This is a genomic window from Intrasporangium sp. (assembly GCF_035280925.1).
Classification (GTDB): Bacteria; Actinomycetota; Actinomycetes; order Actinomycetales; family Dermatophilaceae; genus Intrasporangium.
The window spans coordinates 1-19,706 of sequence record NZ_DATEEY010000102.1 but is presented as its reverse complement, the minus strand read 5'-3'; the positions used below and the strand labels follow the sequence as shown (position 1 = coordinate 19,706).

Sequence of the window (19,706 nt, the reverse complement as noted above, 5' to 3'; positions counted from 1 at the left end):
CCGCGCAGGCTCAGGTGACGCGGGCCAGGTCGGGACGCATCCGCACGACGACGAGGCCCTGCACGACGCCGATGGCAGCGAGCACGATCCAGACGAGTGTCAGGCCGCCGGTGACGTCGCGGACCAGACCCATGGCGAAGGGGCCGACCGAGGCCACGCTGTAGGAGAAGAGAAAGGCCATGCCGGTGAGCCGCCCGCTCGCCTCGGGTGTCAGCGCGTAGCGGACGAGCAGGACGAGGGCCAGGGAGAAGGCCGCGCCCTGGCCGAGGCCCAGCACCACGGCCCAGAGCCAGGGTGCCGCCTCGGGTGCCGTGAAGATGGCGAGGCAGCCGAGGACGCCGAGCCCGGCCGAGACGAGGAGCAGCCGCCGCAGGTCGGTGGCACGGTCGCTGAGCACCGGTCCGAGCAGCCCGGAGATGACCTGCGAGCCGCTGAACACTGCGCCGAGGTAGCCGGCCGCGGACCGGTCCCAGCCGAGCTCGACATAGGTCGGTGGCAGCCACGTCACCGCGGAGTAGAAGCACCAGGACTGCAGGGCGAGGTATCCGGCGACGAGCCACGCGGTGGGGTGTCGCCACGGCAGCCGGCGCCTACCCTCCTCGCCTTGCAGGTGGTGCGGGTTCGCCCGCAGCGTGAACGGCGCCCACACGAGCAGGCCCATGAGGGCGAGGAGCCCCCACGTCGCGAGGGACGCCTGCCAGGACCCGAGGCGGTCGGCCAACGGGGCCGAGAGGGCGGACGCGAGAGCCGCACCGCCCATCATGGCGAACATGTACAGGCCCGTGACCAGCCCGACGCGCTCCGGCGGGAAGAACGTCTTGACGAGGCGGGGCAGGAGCGAACCGGCGACGGCGATCCCGACGCCGGCGACGAACGTCCCGAGGTAGAGCGTTGCGACGTCGTCGCCGAACCACCGGCTGCCGGTGCCGACGACGACGCAGGCCACCGCGGCGAGGACGGCCGCGACGGCGCCGAGGCGGTGTGCGATCGCGGACGCGATGGGCGCGAACACTCCCATGCACAGAACCGGCAGCGTGGTCAGGGCGCCGGCGGCGGCGTGGCTCAGCCCCAGGTCGCGCGAGATGGCGTCGATCAGGGGCGGCACGCTCGTGATCGCGGTCCGCAGGTTGCCTGCCACGGCGAGGAGTGCGACCGCGGTGACCCAGAGAGGCGGCAGCGGCCTCGCCCGCACGCCGATCTCGGCGCCCCTGGTCACGTCGGCTGGTTCCACCCGGCTGACCGTAGACCACGTCGCGTCGTGTCGATGACGAGGTCCGCGCCGGCCCTCGTGTCGTCCGCGGCGAAGACGGCGTCCTCCTGCGCCGCCCAGCGCTGCCAGTGTGGTCGGTACGTGTCGCCGTCGCGCGCGAGACCGCGCGACATCCGGAGCATCGGGTCGGCGTCGACGAACACGGCCACCGCCGTACACGGGCGGGCCGGCCCGACGCTCGAGCCGCCACCGTCGATCACGAGGAAGTCGGTCGGCTCGAGAACGACTGTTGCGCCCCAGCCGCCCGCGTCCCAGTCCCAGTGGGCGTATGCCGCTGAGCTCGCTCGCGAGATCGGCTCGAGTACGCGGGTGGCGAGGATCTCAGACGACTCCCCGAGCCCGTCCCATCCCGGGTACAGGTGATCCATGTGCACGAGGGCCACGGTGCCGTAGGACCTCAGGTCGGCTGCGACGCCCTGCGCAAGCGTCGTCTTGCCCGCACCGCTGCGTCCGTCGATCGCGACAACCGTCGTGTCCCCGCAGCGCGGCTGCACGTCCAGAGCCAGCTCGACCACCGCCTCGAGATGCACGGGGTCGGCGGGTTCCGTGATCTGGTCCCACATGAGCGCGACCCTACTCGCGATCTACGCTGGCCCCGTGACCAGCCGCAGCACCGTCAGCACCGTGGCGACCCGCGTGATCGCATGCCTTGACGTCGATGCGGGCCGCGTCGTCAAGGGCGTCAACTTCGCGAACCTGCGCGATGCCGGGGATCCCGTGGAGCTCGCGAAGCTCTACGACTCACAGGGTGTGGACGAGCTCACCTTCCTCGACGTGACGGCGAGCTCGGGCAACCGTGAGACGACCTACGAGGTGGTTCGGCGCACCGCGGAGCAGGTCTTCATCCCACTCACGGTCGGCGGAGGAGTGCGCACCGTCGACGACGTGGACCGGCTGCTGCGGGCCGGAGCCGACAAGGTTGGTGTCAACACTGCCGCGATCGCGCGTCCCGAGCTCATCGCCGAGATCGCGGACCGGTTCGGCGCCCAGGTGCTCGTCCTCTCGGCCGACGTCCGCCGGCGGGTGGACGACTCCGGTCGCCGGACACAGGACTTCGTCATGACGACCCACGGCGGGCGCACGCCAGTCGACCTGGACGCCGTCGAGTGGTGCGCCAGGGCCGCGAAGCTCGGCGCCGGCGAGATCCTGCTCAACTCGATGGATGCGGACGGGACCAAGGACGGCTACGACCTCGAGCTGGTCCGGCGAGTGCGCGCGGCCGTGGCGGTGCCGGTCGTGGCCAGCGGCGGTGCCGGCCGGGTCGAGCACTTCGCCCCCGCGGTCGAGGCGGGGGCGGACGCCGTCCTGGCCGCGAGCGTCTTCCACTTCGGCGAGCTCACCGTTGGCCAGGTCAAGCGGGCCCTGCGGGAGGCCGGAGTCACCGTCCGCTAGCCGGCCCTGGGTCGAGCGTCCAACGCGCGCCCGCTTCGGTCGAGTGTGCAGAAGATGCCGCCCAGTGAGGGACGAGTGACGGGACGCGGTGGTGCGGCTCGTGCGTGCGCGCTGGGCCTGGGCGGGCTTGGTCCCGTCATTGCTCCCATCGTGCGCGGCGCGAACTGCACACTCGACGGTGAGACTGGTCTGGCGCGTTGTCAGCCCAGGCCCAGCTTGGACTGGCGAAGCATGACGACGTCGTCAGCCTGTCCCTCGAACTGCACGTCGGCGTGGTCGCCGCGACCGTAGGCGAAGAGAACCAGCTCGGCTGGGGTGCCCCGCAGCACGACGGTGCCGTGCTCGTCGGGCAGCCTGGCCGAGTGGCGGCCGACACCGGGGGCGACGAGGACGACTCCCGTCCCTGCCTTGCGGAACATGAGCCGGGCGGTTCTGCGCAGGGCCGCCCACAGGGCGCGTTGCTCGTTGCCGGCGAGGTCGCGAGGAGCCCAGGACGGTTGGGCCCGGCGGACGTCCTCGTGGTGGACGAAGAACTCGACGAGATTGGCCAGCTCGTCGATGCGGGGGCGGGACACGGGGTTCCAGGCGGGGGCACCAGCGCGCACGCGGGTCACGAGCGCGCGGTAGTCGCCCTGGGCCAGCTTGTCGCGCTCCCGCTGGAGCCGTCCGCCCAGGAGGGGGAGGAAGGCGCCGATGCCGAGGTCGGGGCGAGCGTCGCGGACGAAGAGATGGGCGGCGAGGTCTCGCGTGGCCCAGCCCTCGCACAGGGTCGGCGCATCCGGGCCGAGCCGATCCAGCTCGTCGCACAGCTGCTGGCGTTCGGACCAGGCATGGCGCGTCATGGGCCTCATCCTCTCAGGTGCCGGACGGACGCCCCCAAACCCGGTGGCAGCCACGGCCTGCGCCGACCTAGGGTCGAGGGGTGATCGAGCTCGTTCGTCCGACCAGCCTCCTCGCCGAGGCGTGGTGGGAGCTGGTGGACGAGTTCGGCGCAGCGCCGATCCACGGCTCGGCCTACCGGTCTGACGATCGCGCCGAGCTCGAGCGGCCCGGCGGACTCGAGGTGTGGGCGGACCTGCTCGCCTCGTACGAAGTGCCCGGAACGCGGCTCCCGGAGGGCTGGGTCCCGGCGTCGTACCGGTGGATCCTCGACGACGATCGGCTCGTCGGGACGGTCACGGTGCGGCACCGGCTCACCGACTCGCTCCTCGTCGTGGGCGGGCACATCGGGTACGCCGTCCGGCCGAGTGCCCGTCGGCGAGGAGTCGCCACGACCGCCTTGGGACTCGCGCTGGGCATGGCCGCGCGCCTCGGCATCGACCCCGCCCTCGTGACGTGCGAGGACGACAACGTCGCCTCCGCTCGCACGATCGAGGCGAACGGCGGCGTGCTCGAGGACGTCCGTGGAACGAGCCGCCGGTACTGGGTGCCGACGCCGAGGACCGTCGGAGCTGTCGGACGTGTCGGACCTGTCCGAGCTGTCCGAGCTGCCGACGCGGAGTGGCGCCCGTGAGCGGTCCGGCCGCCGGGTGGCCGGAGCCGGGCGCCCCTTCGACCATCCGCGACGGCTTGGCCGTCGTCCGCCGCGGCATCGCCGGGGAGCCGCGCTGGTTCGCGGTCGCGGTCCTCGGGGCCACCGTCTACGGCATCATGACGGGCCTGATGGCCTGGGCCATCGGCTGGGTCGTCGACGAAGCCGTGGGCCCCGCCATCCAGGCTCGCCACGTCACGGCGGACCAGCTGTGGTTCATCGGCGGCGTGCTGACCGCAGTCGTTCTCGTCACCGTCATCGGTGTGATCGGGCGGCGCCTTGCCGGCGGCGTCGCCATGTACAACCTGGGCGCGAGATATCGGCGCGACGTCACGCGGCAGTACCTCCGGCTGCCCCTCAGCTGGCATCACCGTCATCCCTCGGGGCAGCTGCTGTCGAACGCCAACGCCGACGTCGAGGCCACGTGGAACGTCTTCGCCCCGCTGCCGATGGCGATCGGCGTCCTCGTCATGCTCGTCTTCGGCATCGTCCAGATGGTCGTCGTCGACCCGTTCCTCGCCGTCGTCGGCCTGACCGTCTTCCCCATGCTCTTCGTCGCCAACGTCGCCTTCCAGCGGGCGATGTCCCCACGGGTGACTCGAGCGCAGCAGCTGCGCGCTGACGTGTCCGAGGTCGCCCACGAGGGCTTCGAGGCCGCTCTCATCGTCAAGTCGCTCGGTCGGGAGGACCACGAGACCGACCGGTTCCGCACGGTGACGAACGAGCTGCGCGACGCCAACATCGAGGTGGGCCGGACGCGGGGCCGGTTCGACCCGGCGATCGAGGCGATCCCCACCCTCGGCACGCTCGCCGTCCTGCTGATCGGGAGCCTGCGGGTGCAGGCCGGGGAGCTCTCGGCGGCAGAGGTGACCCAGATCGCCTACCTGTTCTCCATCACCGCCTTCCCCGTCCGGGCTCTCGGGTGGGTGCTCGCCGAGCTGCCCCGGGCCGTCGTCGGCTGGCGGCGGATCTCCGCTGTGCTCGATGCCAGCGGCGGCCTCCGTCACGGTGACCGAGCGCTGCCCCGTGGCCGCGCCAGCGCGGTCACGACGGAGGACCTGTCCTACGCCTACGAGATCGAGACCGAGGAGGGGGAGCCGGGCGTCAACCCGGCCGTCGTCGGGATGACCCTGGCCATCCCGGCCGGCTCGACCGTCGCTGTCGTCGGTCGCACGGGCAGTGGCAAGTCCACCCTGACGAACCTGCTCATGCGGCTCGTCGACCCCGACTCCGGGGCCGTGCTCATCGACGACGTCGACCTCCGTCAGGTGCGGCGCGGCGGCGTCTCCGAGGTCGCGGCCCTCGTCGCGCAGCAGACCTTCATGTTCGACGACACCGTCCGGGGCAACGTCACCCTCGGCGCCGACCACGATGACAGCGCAGTGTGGCGGGCCCTCGAGGTGGCGCAGGCAGCGGCCTTCGTCGGCCGCCTGCCGGAGCAGCTCGGCACCCGCGTGGGAGAGCGCGGCACCAGCCTCTCCGGTGGCCAACGCCAGCGGATCGCGCTGGCCAGGGCGGTGATCCGCAACCCCCAGCTGCTGATCCTCGATGACGCCACTTCTGCCGTGGACCCATCCGTCGAGCGGGCGATCCTCTCCCGGCTGCGTGAGGCCAGCTCCGGCACCACGGTACTCGTCATCGCCCACCGGATGGCGACGATCCTGCTCGCGGACGAGGTCGTCTACGTCGAGGAGGGACGCGTCGTGGACCACGGGACGCACACCGCGCTGCTCGGACGGTGCCCGGGCTACGAACGGCTCGTCACCGCCTACGCACGCGAGGCCGCTGAGCGGGCCGCCCTGGCCGCCGCGGAGGTGGCGCCATGAGCATGCGGTTCGCACCACCCGTCGAGCACCACGGCATCGCGTCGGGCCGGGACCTGACGACCTGGGGGACGCTCCGGCGCGGCGTCCAGCTGTCGCCCGAGCTGGGCAGGGGCATCGGCGTGACCGTGCTGCTCGCTGTCCTCGCGACCGTGGGACGGGTCCTCGTGCCGTTCGTCGTCCAGCGCGTGACCGACGAGGGCATCCTGGCGGCAGGCGGCCCGGACATCGATGTCGTCGTGCGCTTCATCGCGCTCGCCCTCGGCGGCGTCGTCGTGACGGCCTTCTCCGCCTATTTCGTCAACGTGCGGCTCTTCCGCTCGTCCGAGAGCGGGCTGGCAACGTTGCGGCTCAAGGCGTTCCGCCACATCCACGACCTGTCGATGCTGACGCAGAACACCGAGCGGCGCGGCTCGCTCGTCTCACGGGTCACCTCCGACGTCGACACGATCTCGATGTTCGTGCAGTTCGGCGGCCTGATGCTCATGATCAACGTCGCCCAGATCACGCTGGCGACCGTCCTGATGCTCGTCTACAGCCCGCTGCTCGGCCTGGTCGTGTGGGCCTGTTTCGTGCCGCTGTTCGTCATCATCCGCACGTTCCAGGGAATCGTCGGCCGCAGCTACACGAAGGTGCGTGAACGGGTCGGCGACATGCTCGGTGCCATCTCCGAGGCCGTCGTCGGTGCCCAGGCGATCCGTGCCTACGGCGTGGAGGACCGCACGGCGCAGCGCATCGACACCGCCATCGAGAACCACCGCAAGGCGGCGATCGGCGCCCAGGCCCGTGCCGTCATGGCCTTCACGTCGGGCCAGCTCGTCTCCGGGCTGACCACTGCCGTGGTCCTCGTCGTGGGAACCGTCCTTGCGGCCAACGGGCGGCTGACCCTGGGAGAGCTGCTCGCCTTCCTCTTCCTCGTCAACCTCTTCACCATGCCGGTCCAGCAGGCCACCGAGATCCTCAACGAGCTGCAGAACGCGGTCGCGGGCTGGCGCCGCGTGATCGGGATCATCGACACCCCGGCCGACGTCGCCGATCCGGCCGACGGGGTGACGCTGCCCCGCGGCCCGATCTCCGTTCGGTTCGACGGGGTCGCCTTCGCCTACCCCGGCGGGGAGCCGGTGCTGCACGACATCGACCTGGCCATCGCGCCACGCAGCAGGGTGGCCATCGTGGGAGAGACCGGCTCCGGCAAGTCGACGCTCGCGAAGCTGCTGACCCGGCTGATGGATCCGACCACCGGGCGCGTCCTCATCGACGAGGTGGACCTGCGCACCATCAGGTTCGCCTCGCTCCGGCAACGGGTCGTTCTCGTGCCGCAGGAAGGCTTCCTCTTCGACGCCAGCCTGCTCGACAACGTCCGCTTCGGGAGGCCGAACGCCAGCGGAGACGACGTCCGCCTCGCCGTCAGGGAGCTCGGCCTCGAGGCGTGGGTCGCCACGCTGCCGCTCGGCCTGGCCACGGACGTCGGCCAGCGCGGTGAGTCGCTCTCCGCGGGTGAGCGCCAGCTCGTCGCCCTCGCGCGCGCCTACCTCGCCGACCCGGACCTGCTCGTACTCGACGAGGCCACCTCGGCGGTCGACCCGAGCACAGAGGTGCGGCTCCAGCGCGCCCTCGACTCGCTGACGCGAGGTCGCACCTCGATCGCCATCGCGCACCGCCTCTCCACGGCCGAAGCGGCCGACGAGGTCGTCGTCGTGGATGCCGGACGCATCGTCGAGCGTGGGCACCACACCGAGCTCGTCGGCCTCGGTGGCGTCTACGCCAGTCTCCACCAGTCCTGGTCCGCGCAGCAGCGGTCCCCGTGACTCCGCGGACGCTCCTGCCTCCGCCTGGCCCGCCCACCACTCGGGCGCAGCCGGCGGTGGCATGGCGAAGCCAGCCCAGCGGCATACGTCCGTGGTTTGGCCCCGGTTGGGGCGGTCGGGGCAGAATGTGCCGGTGACCGAGTCGACCAGCACCGAGACGACCGCGCTCGATCCCGCCATCGCGGCGATGCTCAAGCGGGACGAGCAGGGGCTCGTCGCCGCCATCGTGCAGCAGCACGACACTGGCGAGGTCCTCATGCTCGGCTGGATGGATGACGAGGCGTTGCGGCGCACGCTCGCCGACGGTCGCGTCACGTTCTGGTCCAGGAGCCGTCAGGCGTACTGGCGCAAGGGAGACACGAGCGGACACGTCCAGTGGGTTCGGGGCGTCCGGCTCGACTGCGACGGGGATGCGCTGCTCGTCCAGGTCGACCAGGTCGGGTCGGCCTGCCACACGGGTGACCGGACCTGCTTCGATGCCCGCGTGCTGCCAGCGGTGGTCGGGCAGGGCCCGTCCGGAGGGAGGCTGGGCTGAGGCCGGCCCCGCATCCCGGATCGCGGGCGGGGGAGGACCCGGGCACCGGGTGCGGGAGAATGGCGCACGTGTCCAAGACGACCACGGAGCCCGCTCAGACGTTGCCCGCCCCACACGCCGACCTGACGTGGGGGACGACGTGGCCCAGCCTCGCGGTCTTCACCGAGCTCGCCCTGGAGCACCGTCGGGTCATCCCGGTCGTCAGGCGGGTGCTCGCGGACGCCGAGACCCCTGTCGGCGTGTACCGCAAGCTCGCCAAGGACGCGCCCGGCACGTTCCTGCTCGAGTCGGCGGAGCACGGCGGCGTCTGGTCCCGGTACTCCATCGTCGGAGCTCGGAGCGCCGCCACCCTCACCGAGCGAGACGGTGAGGCGTACTGGATCGGCGACGTGCCCCTGGGCCTACCCCGTTCCGGCGACCCGACGGCGGCCGTCCGGGACACCGTCGCATTGCTCGCGACTCCCCGCACACCCGGCCTGCCGCCGCTCACCGGCGGCCTCGTCGGGGCGATCAGCTACGACGCCGTGCGCAGATGGGAACGTGTGCCGGACACCGGGCAGGACGAGCTGCGGCTGCCGGAGCTGGCGATGATGCTCGCCACCGACCTCGCCGTGTTCGACCACAGCGACGGCTCGCTCCTGCTGGTCGCGAACGCCGTCAACCACGACGCCACGGACGAGCGGATCGAGCAGGCGTGGGCCGATGCAGTCGGCCGGCTCGACCGCATGACCGAGGAGCTCGCCGCGCCGGCGCCGAGCACGGTGGCGACGATCGAGCCCCTGACCGCGCGGCAAAGCGGCAGTCACACGCAGGAGGGGTTCGAGGCGATGGTCGAGCAGGCCAAGGAGGCCATCCGGGCGGGGGAGGCCTTCCAGATCGTCGTCTCCCAGCGCTTCACCGTGCCGTGCTCGGCCGACGCGCTCGACGTGTATCGCGCCCTCCGGGTGAGCAACCCCAGCCCCTACATGTACCTGCTTCGGCTGCCGCACCCCGATGGGTCGACCTATGACGTGGTCGGCTCCAGCCCGGAGGCGCTCATCAAGGTGACCGGCCGCCGGGCCATCACCCATCCCATTGCCGGATCCCGTCCGCGCGGCAAGAGCCCCGAGCATGATGCGCACCTCGCCGAGGACCTGCTCGGGGACGCCAAGGAGCGCGCCGAGCACCTCATGCTGGTCGACCTCGCGCGCAACGACCTCCAGCGGATCTGTCGGGCCGGAACCGTCGACACGGTCGACTTCATGTCGGTGCGCCGCTACAGCCACATCATGCACATCGAGTCGACCGTCGTCGGTGAGCTCCGCTCCGAGTGCACGGCGTACGACGCCCTGGTCGCGACCTTTCCGGCCGGAACGCTCTCCGGCGCGCCCAAGCCCCGCGCCATGGCGCTCATCGACCGCTACGAGGGGTTGCGACGGGGACTCTACGGCGGGGTGGTGGGATACCTCGACCTCGCGGGCGACCTCGACATGGCCATCGCGATCCGGACCGCCGTCATCAAGGACGGGAAGGCGCACGTCCAAGCAGGAGCGGGGATCGTCGCGGACTCCGTCCCGCACCTCGAGTACGAGGAGACGGTCAACAAGGCGGCTGCCGCGCTGCGTGCCGTGGCCGCAGCCGCTGGCATGAGGCCGGTGCTCCGATGAGGCTCGACAAGCGCCGCTCGGCGCTGACGGTGGCCGTGCCCGCGGTCGTCCTCATCGCCCTCTCCACGCAGGTCTGGGTGCGTGGCACGAGCGGTGACGTGCTGAGCGGCGGCGCCGTCGAAGTCAGCGGGGTAGGGGCCGCCCCCGGTGCGGTCGGACTGGCCGTCATCTGCGTGGCCGCGCTCCTCGCCCTCATGACGGGCGGAAGGGTGATCCGGTCCGCCTCGGCGGTGGTCATGGTCGTGTCGGCCCTGGGCGCGCTGGCCGTGACGGCGTTCGTGACGCTGCGACCACGGGAGGTCGTCGGTGAAGCCCTGTCGCAACAGCTCGCGAGGACGACCGCGCCGGACGCGACCGGCGCCACCACCGGATGGGGGTGGCTCGCCCTCGTCGTCGCCGTGGTCCTCGTCTGCGGCACGGTGGTCGCCGCGGTGTCGAGCCGGACCTGGTCCGGCCTGTCCGCCCGCTACGACCGCACGAAGCCGGCCAGCGGGCCACGCGGAGAGGTCCGCACCACGTGGGACGAGCTCAGCGACGGCCACGACCCGACCCTTCGAGACGAGCCGGACCGGACCTGACAGAATGACCGGAAGGCGGCGGGGAGCAGCCACCGGACGACGCAGCGGTGACGGGCACGAGACGCCCACCGGATGGGAGAGAACGTCATGGAAGAGCAGCACGAGGACCACGGGCACAGCGTTGCGGCATGGGCTGCGGTGGGCATCATGCTGGTCGGCGCGGCCATCGGCAGCATCGCGGTCGTCATCCCGAGCATGGCGCTCGGCGTCGTGGCCGCGGTGGTCATCGTCGTCGGCGCCATCGTGGGCAAGGTCCTCGCCATGGCGGGCTACGGCAGCAAGCCGCACGACAGCGAGCGCGAGGGCCTCGTCCGGGACGCTCCGGACGAGCGGGGCACCTCGACCGTCGGCAAGAGCTGAGAGCTGTGCCGACGGTTCTCGACGGGATCATCGACGGCGTTCGCGAGGATCTCGCGGGCCGTCGCGTCGCCACGCCCCTTCGTGAGCTCGAGGCCCGGGCCGCGGAGGCCGTGCCGCCGATCGACCCGCTGCCGTCCTTCCGCGCGGCCCCCGGCGTTGCCGTCATCGCCGAGGTGAAGCGCCGCAGCCCGAGCAAGGGCGCCCTGGCCGACATCCCGGAGCCCGGGCGGCTCGCCGCGGCCTACGAGTCCGGCGGGGCGAGCGCGGTGAGCGTCCTGACGGAGCAGCGCAGGTTCGGTGGCAGCCTCGCCGACCTGGACGCCGTCCGCTCCGCCGTTGGGATCCCCGTGCTCCGCAAGGACTTCATGGTGGACCCGTACCAGGTCGTCGAGGCGCGCGCCCATGGCGCAGACCTCGTCCTGCTCATGGCCTCAGCGCTGGACGACCCCCTGCTGCGGGACCTGCACGACCACGCCACCGCCCTCGGGATGACCCCGCTGGTCGAGGTCCACGACGCCGATGAGCTGGAGCGGGCAATGGCCCTCGGCGCAGCCCTCGTCGGGGTCAACGCCCGCAGCCTCAAGACCCTCGAGGTAGACCCGCACCTCGTGACCCAGCTCCTGCCGCAGCTGCCGGACGACGTCGTCAGCGTCGCCGAGTCAGGCGTGGCAGGTCCGGCCGACGTCGTCGACTACGTCCGGGCCGGTGCACGAGCCGTACTCATCGGAGAGGCCCTCGTCACTGGCGGCGCCCCGTCCGACGCCGTGCGCCGGTTCATCGAGGCCGCCCGCGACGCGTCCAACGAGGAGTGACGATGTCCCGGACCGCGCCCGTCGGGCGCTTCGGCGCGTTTGGGGGTCGTTATGTCCCCGAGGCCCTCATTCCTGCACTCGAGCAGCTCGAGGAGGTCTGGCGCAAGGCGGCCGTGGACCCGGCGTTCGTCGGCGAGCTCGAGCGGTTGCACCGGACCTATACCGGGCGACCGAGCATCATCACCGAGGTGCCCCGGTTCGCCGAGCACTGTGGTGGCGCACGGATCATCCTCAAGCGCGAGGACCTCAACCACACCGGCTCGCACAAGATCAACAACGTCCTCGGCCAGGCGCTCCTGACCAGGCGCATGGGCAAGACGCGGGTCATCGCAGAGACCGGGGCCGGGCAGCACGGCGTGGCCACGGCGACCGCAGCGGCCCTGCTGGGGCTCGAGTGCGTCGTCTACATGGGCCGAAAGGACACCGAGCGCCAGGCGCTCAACGTCGCCAGGATGCAGCTGCTCGGCGCCGAGGTGGTACCCGTCGAGCATGGCAGCCAGACTCTCAAGGACGCCGTCAACGAGGCGTTTCGAGACTGGGTCGCCAATGTCGCGACCACGCACTACGTGCTCGGCACGGTCACCGGCCCCCACCCGTTCCCGGAGATGGTGCGCGAGTTCCACCGCGTGATCGGGATCGAGGCACGGCAGCAGGTGCTTGACCTCGTCGGGCGCCTGCCGGACATCGTGTGCGCCTGCGTGGGGGGCGGGTCCAACGCCATGGGCATCTTCCACCGGTTCATCGACGACGAATCGGTGCGCCTCGTCGGGCTCGAGGCTGGCGGGTCGGGCATCGACTCCGGCAAGCATGCGGCGCGGTTCTCGACCGGCGTCCCGGGCGTGCTGCACGGTGCCTTCACGTACGTTCTCCAGGACGAGGACGGCCAGACCATCGAGTCACACAGCGTCTCGGCCGGCCTCGACTACCCGAGCGTCGGGCCCGAGCACGCCCACCTCCGGGAGTCCGGGCGGGCCGAGTACCGCCCCATCACGGACGTCGAGGCCATGGAGGCCTTCCGCCTGCTCAGCCGCACGGAGGGGATCCTCCCCGCGATCGAGAGCAGCCACGCCCTGGCCGGCGCGATGCAGCTCGGCCGGGAGCTGGGCCCTGACGCGGTCATCCTCGTCAACCTCTCGGGCCGCGGGGACAAGGACGTCCACACGGCCGCGCGGTGGTTCGGTCTGATCGACGGTCACCCGATCGAGCCCATCGACGAGCCCAACGACGAGCCGATCGACGAGCCCGGCGCCAAGGGGATGGGGGAGCAGCGGTGAGCGTGGGTCCCATCATCGAGGCGTGCCGCTCCGAGGGCCGCGCCGCGCTCATCGGCTACCTACCGGTCGGCTTCCCGTCCGTCTCCGACTCGATCGAGGCGATGGAGGTCCTCGTCCGATCGGGCGTCGACATCGTCGAGATCGGCGTGCCCTACAGCGACCCGGTCATGGATGGGCCGGTCATCCAGGACGCAGCCGTCCGGGCCCTCGAGGGCGGGGTGCGGCTCAAGGACACCTTCGAGGCGGTGCGCGCCGTCGCTGCAGCGGGCGCTGGAGCGCTCGTCATGACGTACTGGAACCCGGTCCTCCGCTACGGGGTCGACCGGTTCGCCGGCGACCTGGCGGCCGCCGGTGGCGCCGGGCTGATCACGCCCGACCTCATCCCCGACGAGGCCGCCGAGTGGATCAGCGCGGCCGACCGCCATGGGCTGGACAAGGTGTTCCTCGTCGCGCCCAGCTCCACCGCGGAGCGCCTGGCAGCGGTCACCTCGCACGGTCGTGGTTTCGTCTACGCGACCGCCGTGATGGGCGTCACCGGGGCGCGCGCGAGCGTCGACGAGGCCGCGGAGGATCTCGTGTCGCGGACCAGGGCGGTCACCGACCTGCCGGTCTGCGTCGGGCTGGGCGTCTCGACCGGGGACCAGGCCAGCCAGGTCGGCCGGTTCGCCGACGGTGTCATCGTGGGCTCCGCGCTCGTGCGCTGCCTCACCGGGGCGGCCACCCCGGGGGCCGGTCTCGAGGCCCTCGGCACCCTCGCCCGTGAGCTCGCCGACGGCGTACGGAGGGGACGCGCGTGACCCGGCTCAGCGGCATACTCCCAGCGCTTGCGTCCGAGATCCCGTCCCCGACGCAGTCGATCTGGTACGTCGGGCCGGTGCCGATCCGCGCCTACGCCATGTGCATCCTCGCCGGCATCATCGTCGCGGTCTGGCTCACCCAGCGCCGTCTCGCCGCCAGGGGCGTGCCGACCGATGCGGCCATCGACATCGCCGCGTGGGCCGTGCCCTTCGGCATCATCGGCGGCCGGATCTACCACGTCATCACCGACAACCACCTCTACTTCGGGCCCGGCAGGAACCCGTTGGACGCCTTCAAGATCTACGAGGGGGGACTCGGCATCTGGGGTGCCATCGCCCTCGGGGCACTCGGGGCCTGGATCGGCTGCCGCCGGTCCGGCGTCGACTTCCGTGACTTCATCGATGCGGCCGCTCCGGGCGTGGCGATCGCCCAGGCGATGGGCCGCTTCGGCAACTGGTTCAACAACGAGCTCCACGGCGCGCCGACCGAGCTGCCGTGGCGTCTCAGGGTCTACGAGTTCGACCAGTCCGCCGGCCGAGCGGTGGTCGGAGCGGACGGCAACCCCGTCGTGCTCGGCTACTTCCACCCCACGTTCCTCTACGAGGCGCTGTGGGTGCTCGCCCTCGCTGCCTTCCTCATCTGGCTGGGCCGGCGCTTCGACCTGGCCCGGGGCCAGGTCTTCGCCGCGTACGTCATGGGCTACCCGCTCGGCCGGATCGTCGTGGAGAACATGCGCACCGACCCGGCCACCCACGTCCTCGGCCAACGCGTCAACACCTGGACCTCGATCCTCGTGTTCCTCCTCGGCCTCTGGCTGTGGCGCTGGTTCGGCAGGCGGGCCGACGCCCGAGCCATCCCGGGCGAGGGCACACCGCCTGACGACGTGGACCACCCGCGGACCGAGGAGGCCAGCATGACCAGCGAGACCAGCGAGACCAGCGAGACCGATGTGGCCGACCGGTCGGCGGGGGCGCGAAGCGACGCCGCCGAGACGACCAAGGACCAGCTGGCGGACCAGCCGGCGGACGAGCCCCCGACCCGTCCCGTGCCGTGATTCATGCCGGCTGCGGCGTCTCACCATCCGAAATGCCTCGTATCAAGGGGTAGGACACGCCGAAGCGGGCAGTATTTTGCTCCGCACAGCTTGTGGCCAAGGCCGTCCACACGCCCTCACCCATGTCAGGGGATCGACACGAAGGTTAGGACGGTGAAGATGTCGCCGCACACCCGCACGCGTGGACTGTTCAGTACCCACCCGGACGACTCGGGCCTGTACCGTCGCGAGTTCGAGCACGACGCGTGCGGGGTCGCCCTCATCGCCACCATGAGGGGATCCGCGGGCCACGACATCGTCGAGCACGCGCTCACCGCGCTGCGCAACCTCGACCACCGAGGAGCGACCGGCGCCGACCCCCTCGTCGGTGACGGGGCGGGAATCCTCACCCAGATGCCTGACGCATTCTTCCGTGGGATCGTCCCCTTCACCCTGCCCAACTCCGGGGCGTATGCCGCTGGGCTGGCTTTCCTGCCCACCGACCCGGCCGCTCGGGCGGCCGCCAAGGCGAGGATCGAGGCGCTCGCGGTCGAGGAGCACCTCAAGGTGCTCGGTTGGCGCGAGGTGCCCGTGGACGGAGATCTCGTCGGCGCCGCCGCGCGCGCCTGCATGCCGCACTTCGAGCAGCTCTTCGTCAGCTCGGCCATGGGGCGACAGGTCGCGCTCGGGCTCGACCGCCTTGCCTTCTGCCTGCGCAAGCGCGCCGAGCACGAGGTCGAGGTCTACTTCGCGTCCCTGTCGGCTCGCACCATCGTCTACAAGGGCATGCTCACCACCGGCCAGCTCGAGCCGTTCTTCCCCGACCTGTCGGATCCGCTCTTCGCCACCGAGCTGGCGCTCGTGCACTCCCGGTTCTCGACCAACACCTTCCCTTCGTGGCCGCTGGCACACCCCTACCGTCTGATCGCGCACAACGGCGAGATCAACACGGTCAAGGGCAACCGGAACTGGATGCGCGCCCGGGAGAGCCTGCTCACCTCCGACATCATCCCGGGCGACCTCGAGCGGCTCTACCCGATCTGCACGCCCGGCGCGTCCGACTCGGCCAGCTTCGACGAGGTCCTCGAGCTGCTCCACCTGGGCGGGCGGTCGCTGCCCCACGCGGTCCTCATGATGATTCCGGAGGCGTGGGAGAACCACGAGCTGATGGACCCGGCTCGGCGCGCGTTCTACGAGTTCCACTCGATGTTCATGGAGCCCTGGGACGGGCCCGCCAACGTCTGCTTCACGGACGGCACCCTCGTCGGTGCGGTCCTCGACCGGAACGGGCTCCGGCCGGGGCGCTACACCGTCACCGATGACGGCCTGGTCGTCCTCGCCTCCGAGTCGGGCGTGCTCGAGCTCGACCCCGCCACGATCGTCCAACGCGGGCGCCTCCAGCCCGGCAAGATGTTCCTCGTCGACACCGAGCACGGTCGCATCGTGGCCGACGAGGAGATCAAGAGCCAGCTCGCCGCCGGCAAGCCGTATGCCGAGTGGCTCCACGCCGGCCTGATCCGCCTCGAGGACCTCCCGGAGCGGGAGCACATCGTCCACACCGCGGCCTCGGTGGCGCGTCGCCAGCAGACCTTCGGCTACACGACCGAGGACCTGCGCATCCTGTTGTCCCCCATGGCGAGGTCCGGCGGCGAGGCCCTCGGCTCGATGGGCACCGACACGCCGATCGCGGTCCTGTCATCGCGGCCCCGGCTGCTCTTCGACTACTTCACCCAGCTCTTCGCGCAGGTGACCAACCCACCGCTCGACGCGATCCGCGAGGAGCTCGTCACATCGCTCGGCACGACCATGGGTCCCGAGGGCAACGCCCTGTCGGCATCCCCGGCCCACGCTCGCCAGATCGTGCTCACGTTCCCGGTGATCGACAACGACGAGCTGGCCAAGATCGTCCACGTCAACGCGGACGGCGACCTGCCGGGTTATGCGACCCACGTGGTCAAGGGCCTCTACGACGTCACCGGCGGCGCCGCCGCCATGCGGGACCGCCTCGAGGAGATCTTCGCCGAGGTGTCCCAGGCCATCGTCCGGGGAGCCCGCTTCGTCGTTCTGTCCGACCGTGACTCAGGCCGCGACCTCGCGCCGATCCCGTCGCTGCTGCTCACGGCGGCCGTGCACCACCACCTCATCCGCGAGAAGACCCGCACCCAGGTCGGCCTGCTCGTCGAGGCCGGCGACGTGCGCGAGGTCCATCACGTGGCACTCCTCATCGGCTACGGAGCAGCTGCCGTCAACCCCTACCTGGCGATGGAGACGGTCGAGGACCTGGTGCGCTCCGGCCAGATCGAGGGCGTCACGCCGGAGCAGGCCGTGAAGAACCTCATCAAGGCGCTCGGCAAGGGCGTCCTCAAGGTGATGTCGAAGATGGGCATCTCCACCGTGGCCTCGTACCGCGGTGCCCAGGTCTTCGAGGCGATCGGACTCGCCCAGGAGCTCGTGGACCGCTACTTCACCGGCACCGTGTCGCAGCTCGGGGGCGTCGGTCTCGACGTCATCGCCAAGGAGACGGCCGAGCGCCACGCGACGGCCTACCCAGCCGACGGGGTGTACCAGGCCCACCGCGTGCTCGAGGTCGGCGGGGAGTACCAGTGGCGGCGCGAGGGGGAGCCGCACCTGTTCGATCCGGAGACGGTGTTCCGCCTGCAGCACTCGACCCGGCAGCGCCGCTACGACATCTTCAAGCAGTACACCGCGCGCATCGACGACCAGACGTCGCGGCTGATGACCCTGCGTGGCCTGATGGCGTTCAAGTCGGCCGGCGTCACCGGGCGCCTGCCGGTCCCGCTCGACGAGGTCGAGCCGGTCAGCGAGATCGTCAGACGGTTCAACACGGGTGCGATGAGCTACGGGTCGATCTCCCGGGAGGCGCACGAGACCCTGGCCGTGGCCATGAACCGCCTGGGCGGACGCTCCAACACCGGCGAGGGCGGCGAGGACATCGACCGGCTGCTCGACCCGGAGCGGCGCTCGGCCGTCAAGCAGGTGGCGTCCGGGCGGTTCGGTGTCACCAGCCTCTACCTGACCCACTCGGACGACATCCAGATCAAGATGGCCCAGGGCGCCAAGCCCGGGGAGGGCGGTCAGCTGCCCGGCCACAAGGTCTACCCCTGGGTGGCCAGCACGCGGCACTCCACCCCCGGCGTGGGCCTCATCTCGCCTCCGCCCCACCACGACATCTACTCGATCGAGGACCTCGCCCAGCTGATCCACGACCTCAAGAACGCCAACCCGGCCGCGCGGATCCACGTCAAGCTCGTCTCGGAGATCGGGGTCGGCACGGTGGCCGCCGGAGTGTCGAAGGCCCACGCCGACGTCGTGCTCATCTCGGGTCATGACGGGGGGACGGGCGCCTCGCCGCTCACATCGCTCAAGCACGCAGGTGCGCCGTGGGAGCTCGGGCTCGCCGAGGCGCAGCAGACGCTCGTGCTCAACGGGCTGCGCGACCGCATCGTCGTGCAGGTCGACGGCCAGCTCAAGACGGGGCGGGACGTCGTCGTCGCGGCCCTGCTCGGGGCCGAGGAGTTCGGTTTCGCCACGGCGCCGCTCGTCGTGTCGGGCTGCATCATGATGCGCGTCTGCCACCTCGACACGTGTCCGGTCGGGATCGCGACGCAGAACCCGGAGCTGCGCGCGCGCTTCACGGGCAGGCCGGAGTTCGTGGAGACGTTCTTCGAGTACGTCGCCGAGGAGGTCCGCGAGCACCTCGCCGCCCTCGGGTTCCGCTCGATCGAGGAGGCCGTGGGCCAGGTCGGCGGCCTGGACCTCGACAAGGCGATCGCGCACTGGAAGGCGTCCGGGCTCGACCTCACGCCGATCCTGGCGGTCGCCGACAACCCAACCGGCGGGACGCTGCACCAGACGACGGCGCAGGACCACGCGCTCGACAAGGCGCTCGACAACGAGCTGGTCACCCGGGCGCTGCCCGCCATCGAGAGCGGCGAGCAGGTCCGCAGCGAGATCGCGGTCCGCAACGTCAACCGGACCGTCGGCACGATGCTCGGCCACCACGTCACGAGGGCACATCCCCACGGCCTCCCGGACAACACGATCGAGCTGACCATGACCGGCTCGGGTGGCCAGTCGTTCGGCGCGTTCCTGCCCGCCGGGGTGACGCTGCGCCTCCTCGGTGATGCGAACGACTACGTCGGCAAGGGTCTCTCGGGTGGTCGGATCGTGGTCCGCCCGCATCGGGGGGCGAGGCTCGTCGCCGAGGAGAACGTCATCGCCGGCAACGTCATCGCCTACGGCGCCACGACGGGCGAGCTCTTCCTGCGAGGGGTCGTGGGGGAGCGGTTCTGCGTCCGGAACTCCGGAGCGACCGCGGTCGTCGAGGGCGTCGGTGACCACGGGTGCGAGTACATGACCGGCGGCACCGTCCTCGTCCTCGGGTCGACCGGCCGCAACCTCGCGGCCGGCATGTCCGGCGGCGTGGCCTACGTCCTCGACCTCCGACCGGAGCTCGTCAACCATGAGCTGGTCGACCTCGTGCCTTTGCGGCCCGACGACGAGACGACCGTCCGGCGGCTCCTCACGGACCACGTCGCCTGGACCGACTCGCCGGTCGCCCGGGCCCTGCTCGATGACTGGGAGAGCGCTCGTGGGCGGTTCACCCTCGTCCTCCCGCGCGACTACCAGCGCGTTCTCGACGTCCGGGCCGAGGCGGTGGCCCAGGGCCTCGACGTCGACGGCGCGGACGTGTGGAACCGGATCATGGAGGCTTCCCATGGCTGACCCGCAAGGTTTCCTGACCACGAGGCAGCGTGAGCTCCCCGCCCGCCGCCCGGTCCCGGTGCGGATCCGGGACTGGAAGGAGGTCTACGAGGAGCAGGAG

Annotated in this window: 16 protein-coding genes; 13 read left to right on the top strand and 3 right to left on the bottom strand. The window is 71.3% G+C overall.

Annotated elements, in window-relative coordinates; all coding sequences use genetic code 11:
• Positions 1 to 10: 10 nt before the first annotated feature.
• Together VJN29_RS09850 and VJN29_RS09845 are read right to left on the bottom strand one after the other, a co-directional pair.
• Positions 11 to 1,231 carry a CynX/NimT family MFS transporter gene (locus tag VJN29_RS09850; RefSeq protein WP_324143450.1) on the bottom strand — a complete coding sequence of 407 codons (1,221 nt, stop codon included), beginning with the start codon at positions 1,229 to 1,231 and terminating at the stop codon, positions 11 to 13.
• Positions 1,213 to 1,833 (bottom strand): hypothetical protein, encoded by a 621-nt coding sequence (locus VJN29_RS09845; protein WP_324143449.1) that lies wholly within the window; start codon positions 1,831 to 1,833, stop codon positions 1,213 to 1,215. Before VJN29_RS09845 ends, VJN29_RS09850 begins: the two co-directional genes overlap by 19 nt.
• A 34-nt stretch (positions 1,834 to 1,867) precedes the next feature.
• Here VJN29_RS09845 and hisF point away from each other — a divergent pair, with 34 nt between their 5' ends.
• Complete coding sequence (hisF, locus tag VJN29_RS09840; RefSeq protein WP_324143448.1) at positions 1,868 to 2,662, top strand: imidazole glycerol phosphate synthase subunit HisF; 795 nt, start codon at positions 1,868 to 1,870, stop codon at positions 2,660 to 2,662.
• A 200-nt stretch (positions 2,663 to 2,862) separates the two neighbouring features.
• Here hisF and VJN29_RS09835 read toward each other — a convergent pair whose 3' ends face one another.
• Positions 2,863 to 3,504 (bottom strand): TIGR03085 family metal-binding protein, encoded by a 642-nt coding sequence (locus VJN29_RS09835; RefSeq protein ID WP_324143447.1) that lies wholly within the window; start codon positions 3,502 to 3,504, stop codon positions 2,863 to 2,865.
• An 80-nt stretch (positions 3,505 to 3,584) separates the two neighbouring features.
• On the opposite strand from VJN29_RS09835, the gene VJN29_RS09830 reads away from it, so the two are divergent.
• The 12 genes from VJN29_RS09830 (at position 3,585) to gltB (ending at position 19,606) form a co-directional block, all read left to right on the top strand.
• Positions 3,585 to 4,175, top strand: coding sequence for a GNAT family N-acetyltransferase (locus VJN29_RS09830; RefSeq protein WP_324143446.1), 591 nt, complete (start codon positions 3,585 to 3,587; stop codon positions 4,173 to 4,175).
• Positions 4,172 to 6,019, top strand: coding sequence for an ABC transporter ATP-binding protein (locus VJN29_RS09825; RefSeq protein ID WP_324143445.1), 1,848 nt, complete (start codon positions 4,172 to 4,174; stop codon positions 6,017 to 6,019). Before VJN29_RS09830 ends, VJN29_RS09825 begins: the two co-directional genes overlap by 4 nt.
• Positions 6,016 to 7,824, top strand: coding sequence for an ABC transporter ATP-binding protein (locus VJN29_RS09820; protein ID WP_324143444.1), 1,809 nt, complete (start codon positions 6,016 to 6,018; stop codon positions 7,822 to 7,824). The genes VJN29_RS09825 and VJN29_RS09820 overlap by 4 nt, the downstream gene beginning before the upstream one ends.
• A 127-nt stretch (positions 7,825 to 7,951) precedes the next feature.
• Entirely contained in the window at positions 7,952 to 8,359 is a 408-nt protein-coding gene (hisI, locus tag VJN29_RS09815; protein WP_324143443.1) for a phosphoribosyl-AMP cyclohydrolase, read from the top strand.
• Between the two features lie 68 nt (positions 8,360 to 8,427).
• Entirely contained in the window at positions 8,428 to 10,005 is a 1,578-nt protein-coding gene (locus VJN29_RS09810; RefSeq protein ID WP_324143442.1) for an anthranilate synthase component I, read from the top strand.
• A complete protein-coding gene (locus tag VJN29_RS09805) occupies positions 10,002 to 10,583 on the top strand; it encodes a Trp biosynthesis-associated membrane protein (RefSeq protein ID WP_324143441.1) in 582 nt (193 codons plus the stop codon). The genes VJN29_RS09810 and VJN29_RS09805 overlap by 4 nt, the downstream gene beginning before the upstream one ends.
• Positions 10,584 to 10,670: 87 nt before the next feature.
• On the top strand, positions 10,671 to 10,943 hold the full coding sequence (locus VJN29_RS09800; protein WP_324143440.1) for an HGxxPAAW family protein: 273 nt from the start codon (positions 10,671 to 10,673) through the stop codon (positions 10,941 to 10,943).
• A gap of 5 nt (positions 10,944 to 10,948) precedes the next feature.
• The gene (gene trpC / locus VJN29_RS09795; RefSeq protein WP_324143439.1) at positions 10,949 to 11,755 is read left to right on the top strand and encodes an indole-3-glycerol phosphate synthase TrpC; all 807 of its coding nucleotides are present in this window, start codon (positions 10,949 to 10,951) and stop codon (positions 11,753 to 11,755) included.
• 2 nt (positions 11,756 to 11,757) lie between these two features.
• Positions 11,758 to 13,029 carry a tryptophan synthase subunit beta gene (gene trpB, locus VJN29_RS09790; RefSeq protein WP_324143438.1) on the top strand — a complete coding sequence of 424 codons (1,272 nt, stop codon included), beginning with the start codon at positions 11,758 to 11,760 and terminating at the stop codon, positions 13,027 to 13,029.
• Positions 13,026 to 13,826: a tryptophan synthase subunit alpha gene (trpA, locus tag VJN29_RS09785; protein ID WP_324143437.1), complete on the top strand. Its 801-nt coding sequence runs from the start codon at positions 13,026 to 13,028 to the stop codon at positions 13,824 to 13,826. The genes trpB and trpA overlap by 4 nt, the downstream gene beginning before the upstream one ends.
• Positions 13,823 to 14,881: a prolipoprotein diacylglyceryl transferase gene (gene lgt / locus VJN29_RS09780; protein WP_324143436.1), complete on the top strand. Its 1,059-nt coding sequence runs from the start codon at positions 13,823 to 13,825 to the stop codon at positions 14,879 to 14,881. Before trpA ends, lgt begins: the two co-directional genes overlap by 4 nt.
• 159 nt (positions 14,882 to 15,040) lie before the next feature.
• Positions 15,041 to 19,606, top strand: coding sequence for a glutamate synthase large subunit (gene gltB, locus VJN29_RS09775; protein ID WP_324143515.1), 4,566 nt, complete (start codon positions 15,041 to 15,043; stop codon positions 19,604 to 19,606).
• Positions 19,607 to 19,706 lie beyond the last annotated feature (100 nt).

Excerpts from the sequence above, each read along its gene's own strand:
- VJN29_RS09800 (WP_324143440.1), top strand. The coding sequence starts at position 10,671 with ATGGAAGAGCAGCACGAGGACCACGGGCACAGCGTTGCGGCATGGGCT.
- VJN29_RS09845 (WP_324143449.1), bottom strand. The coding sequence starts at position 1,833 with ATGTGGGACCAGATCACGGAACCCGCCGACCCCGTGCATCTCGAGGCG.
- trpB (WP_324143438.1), top strand. The coding sequence starts at position 11,758 with ATGTCCCGGACCGCGCCCGTCGGGCGCTTCGGCGCGTTTGGGGGTCGT.
- VJN29_RS09835 (WP_324143447.1), bottom strand. The coding sequence starts at position 3,504 with ATGACGCGCCATGCCTGGTCCGAACGCCAGCAGCTGTGCGACGAGCTG.
- gltB (WP_324143515.1), top strand. The coding sequence starts at position 15,041 with ATGTCGCCGCACACCCGCACGCGTGGACTGTTCAGTACCCACCCGGAC.
- VJN29_RS09820 (WP_324143444.1), top strand. The coding sequence starts at position 6,016 with ATGAGCATGCGGTTCGCACCACCCGTCGAGCACCACGGCATCGCGTCG.
- VJN29_RS09805 (WP_324143441.1), top strand. The coding sequence starts at position 10,002 with ATGAGGCTCGACAAGCGCCGCTCGGCGCTGACGGTGGCCGTGCCCGCG.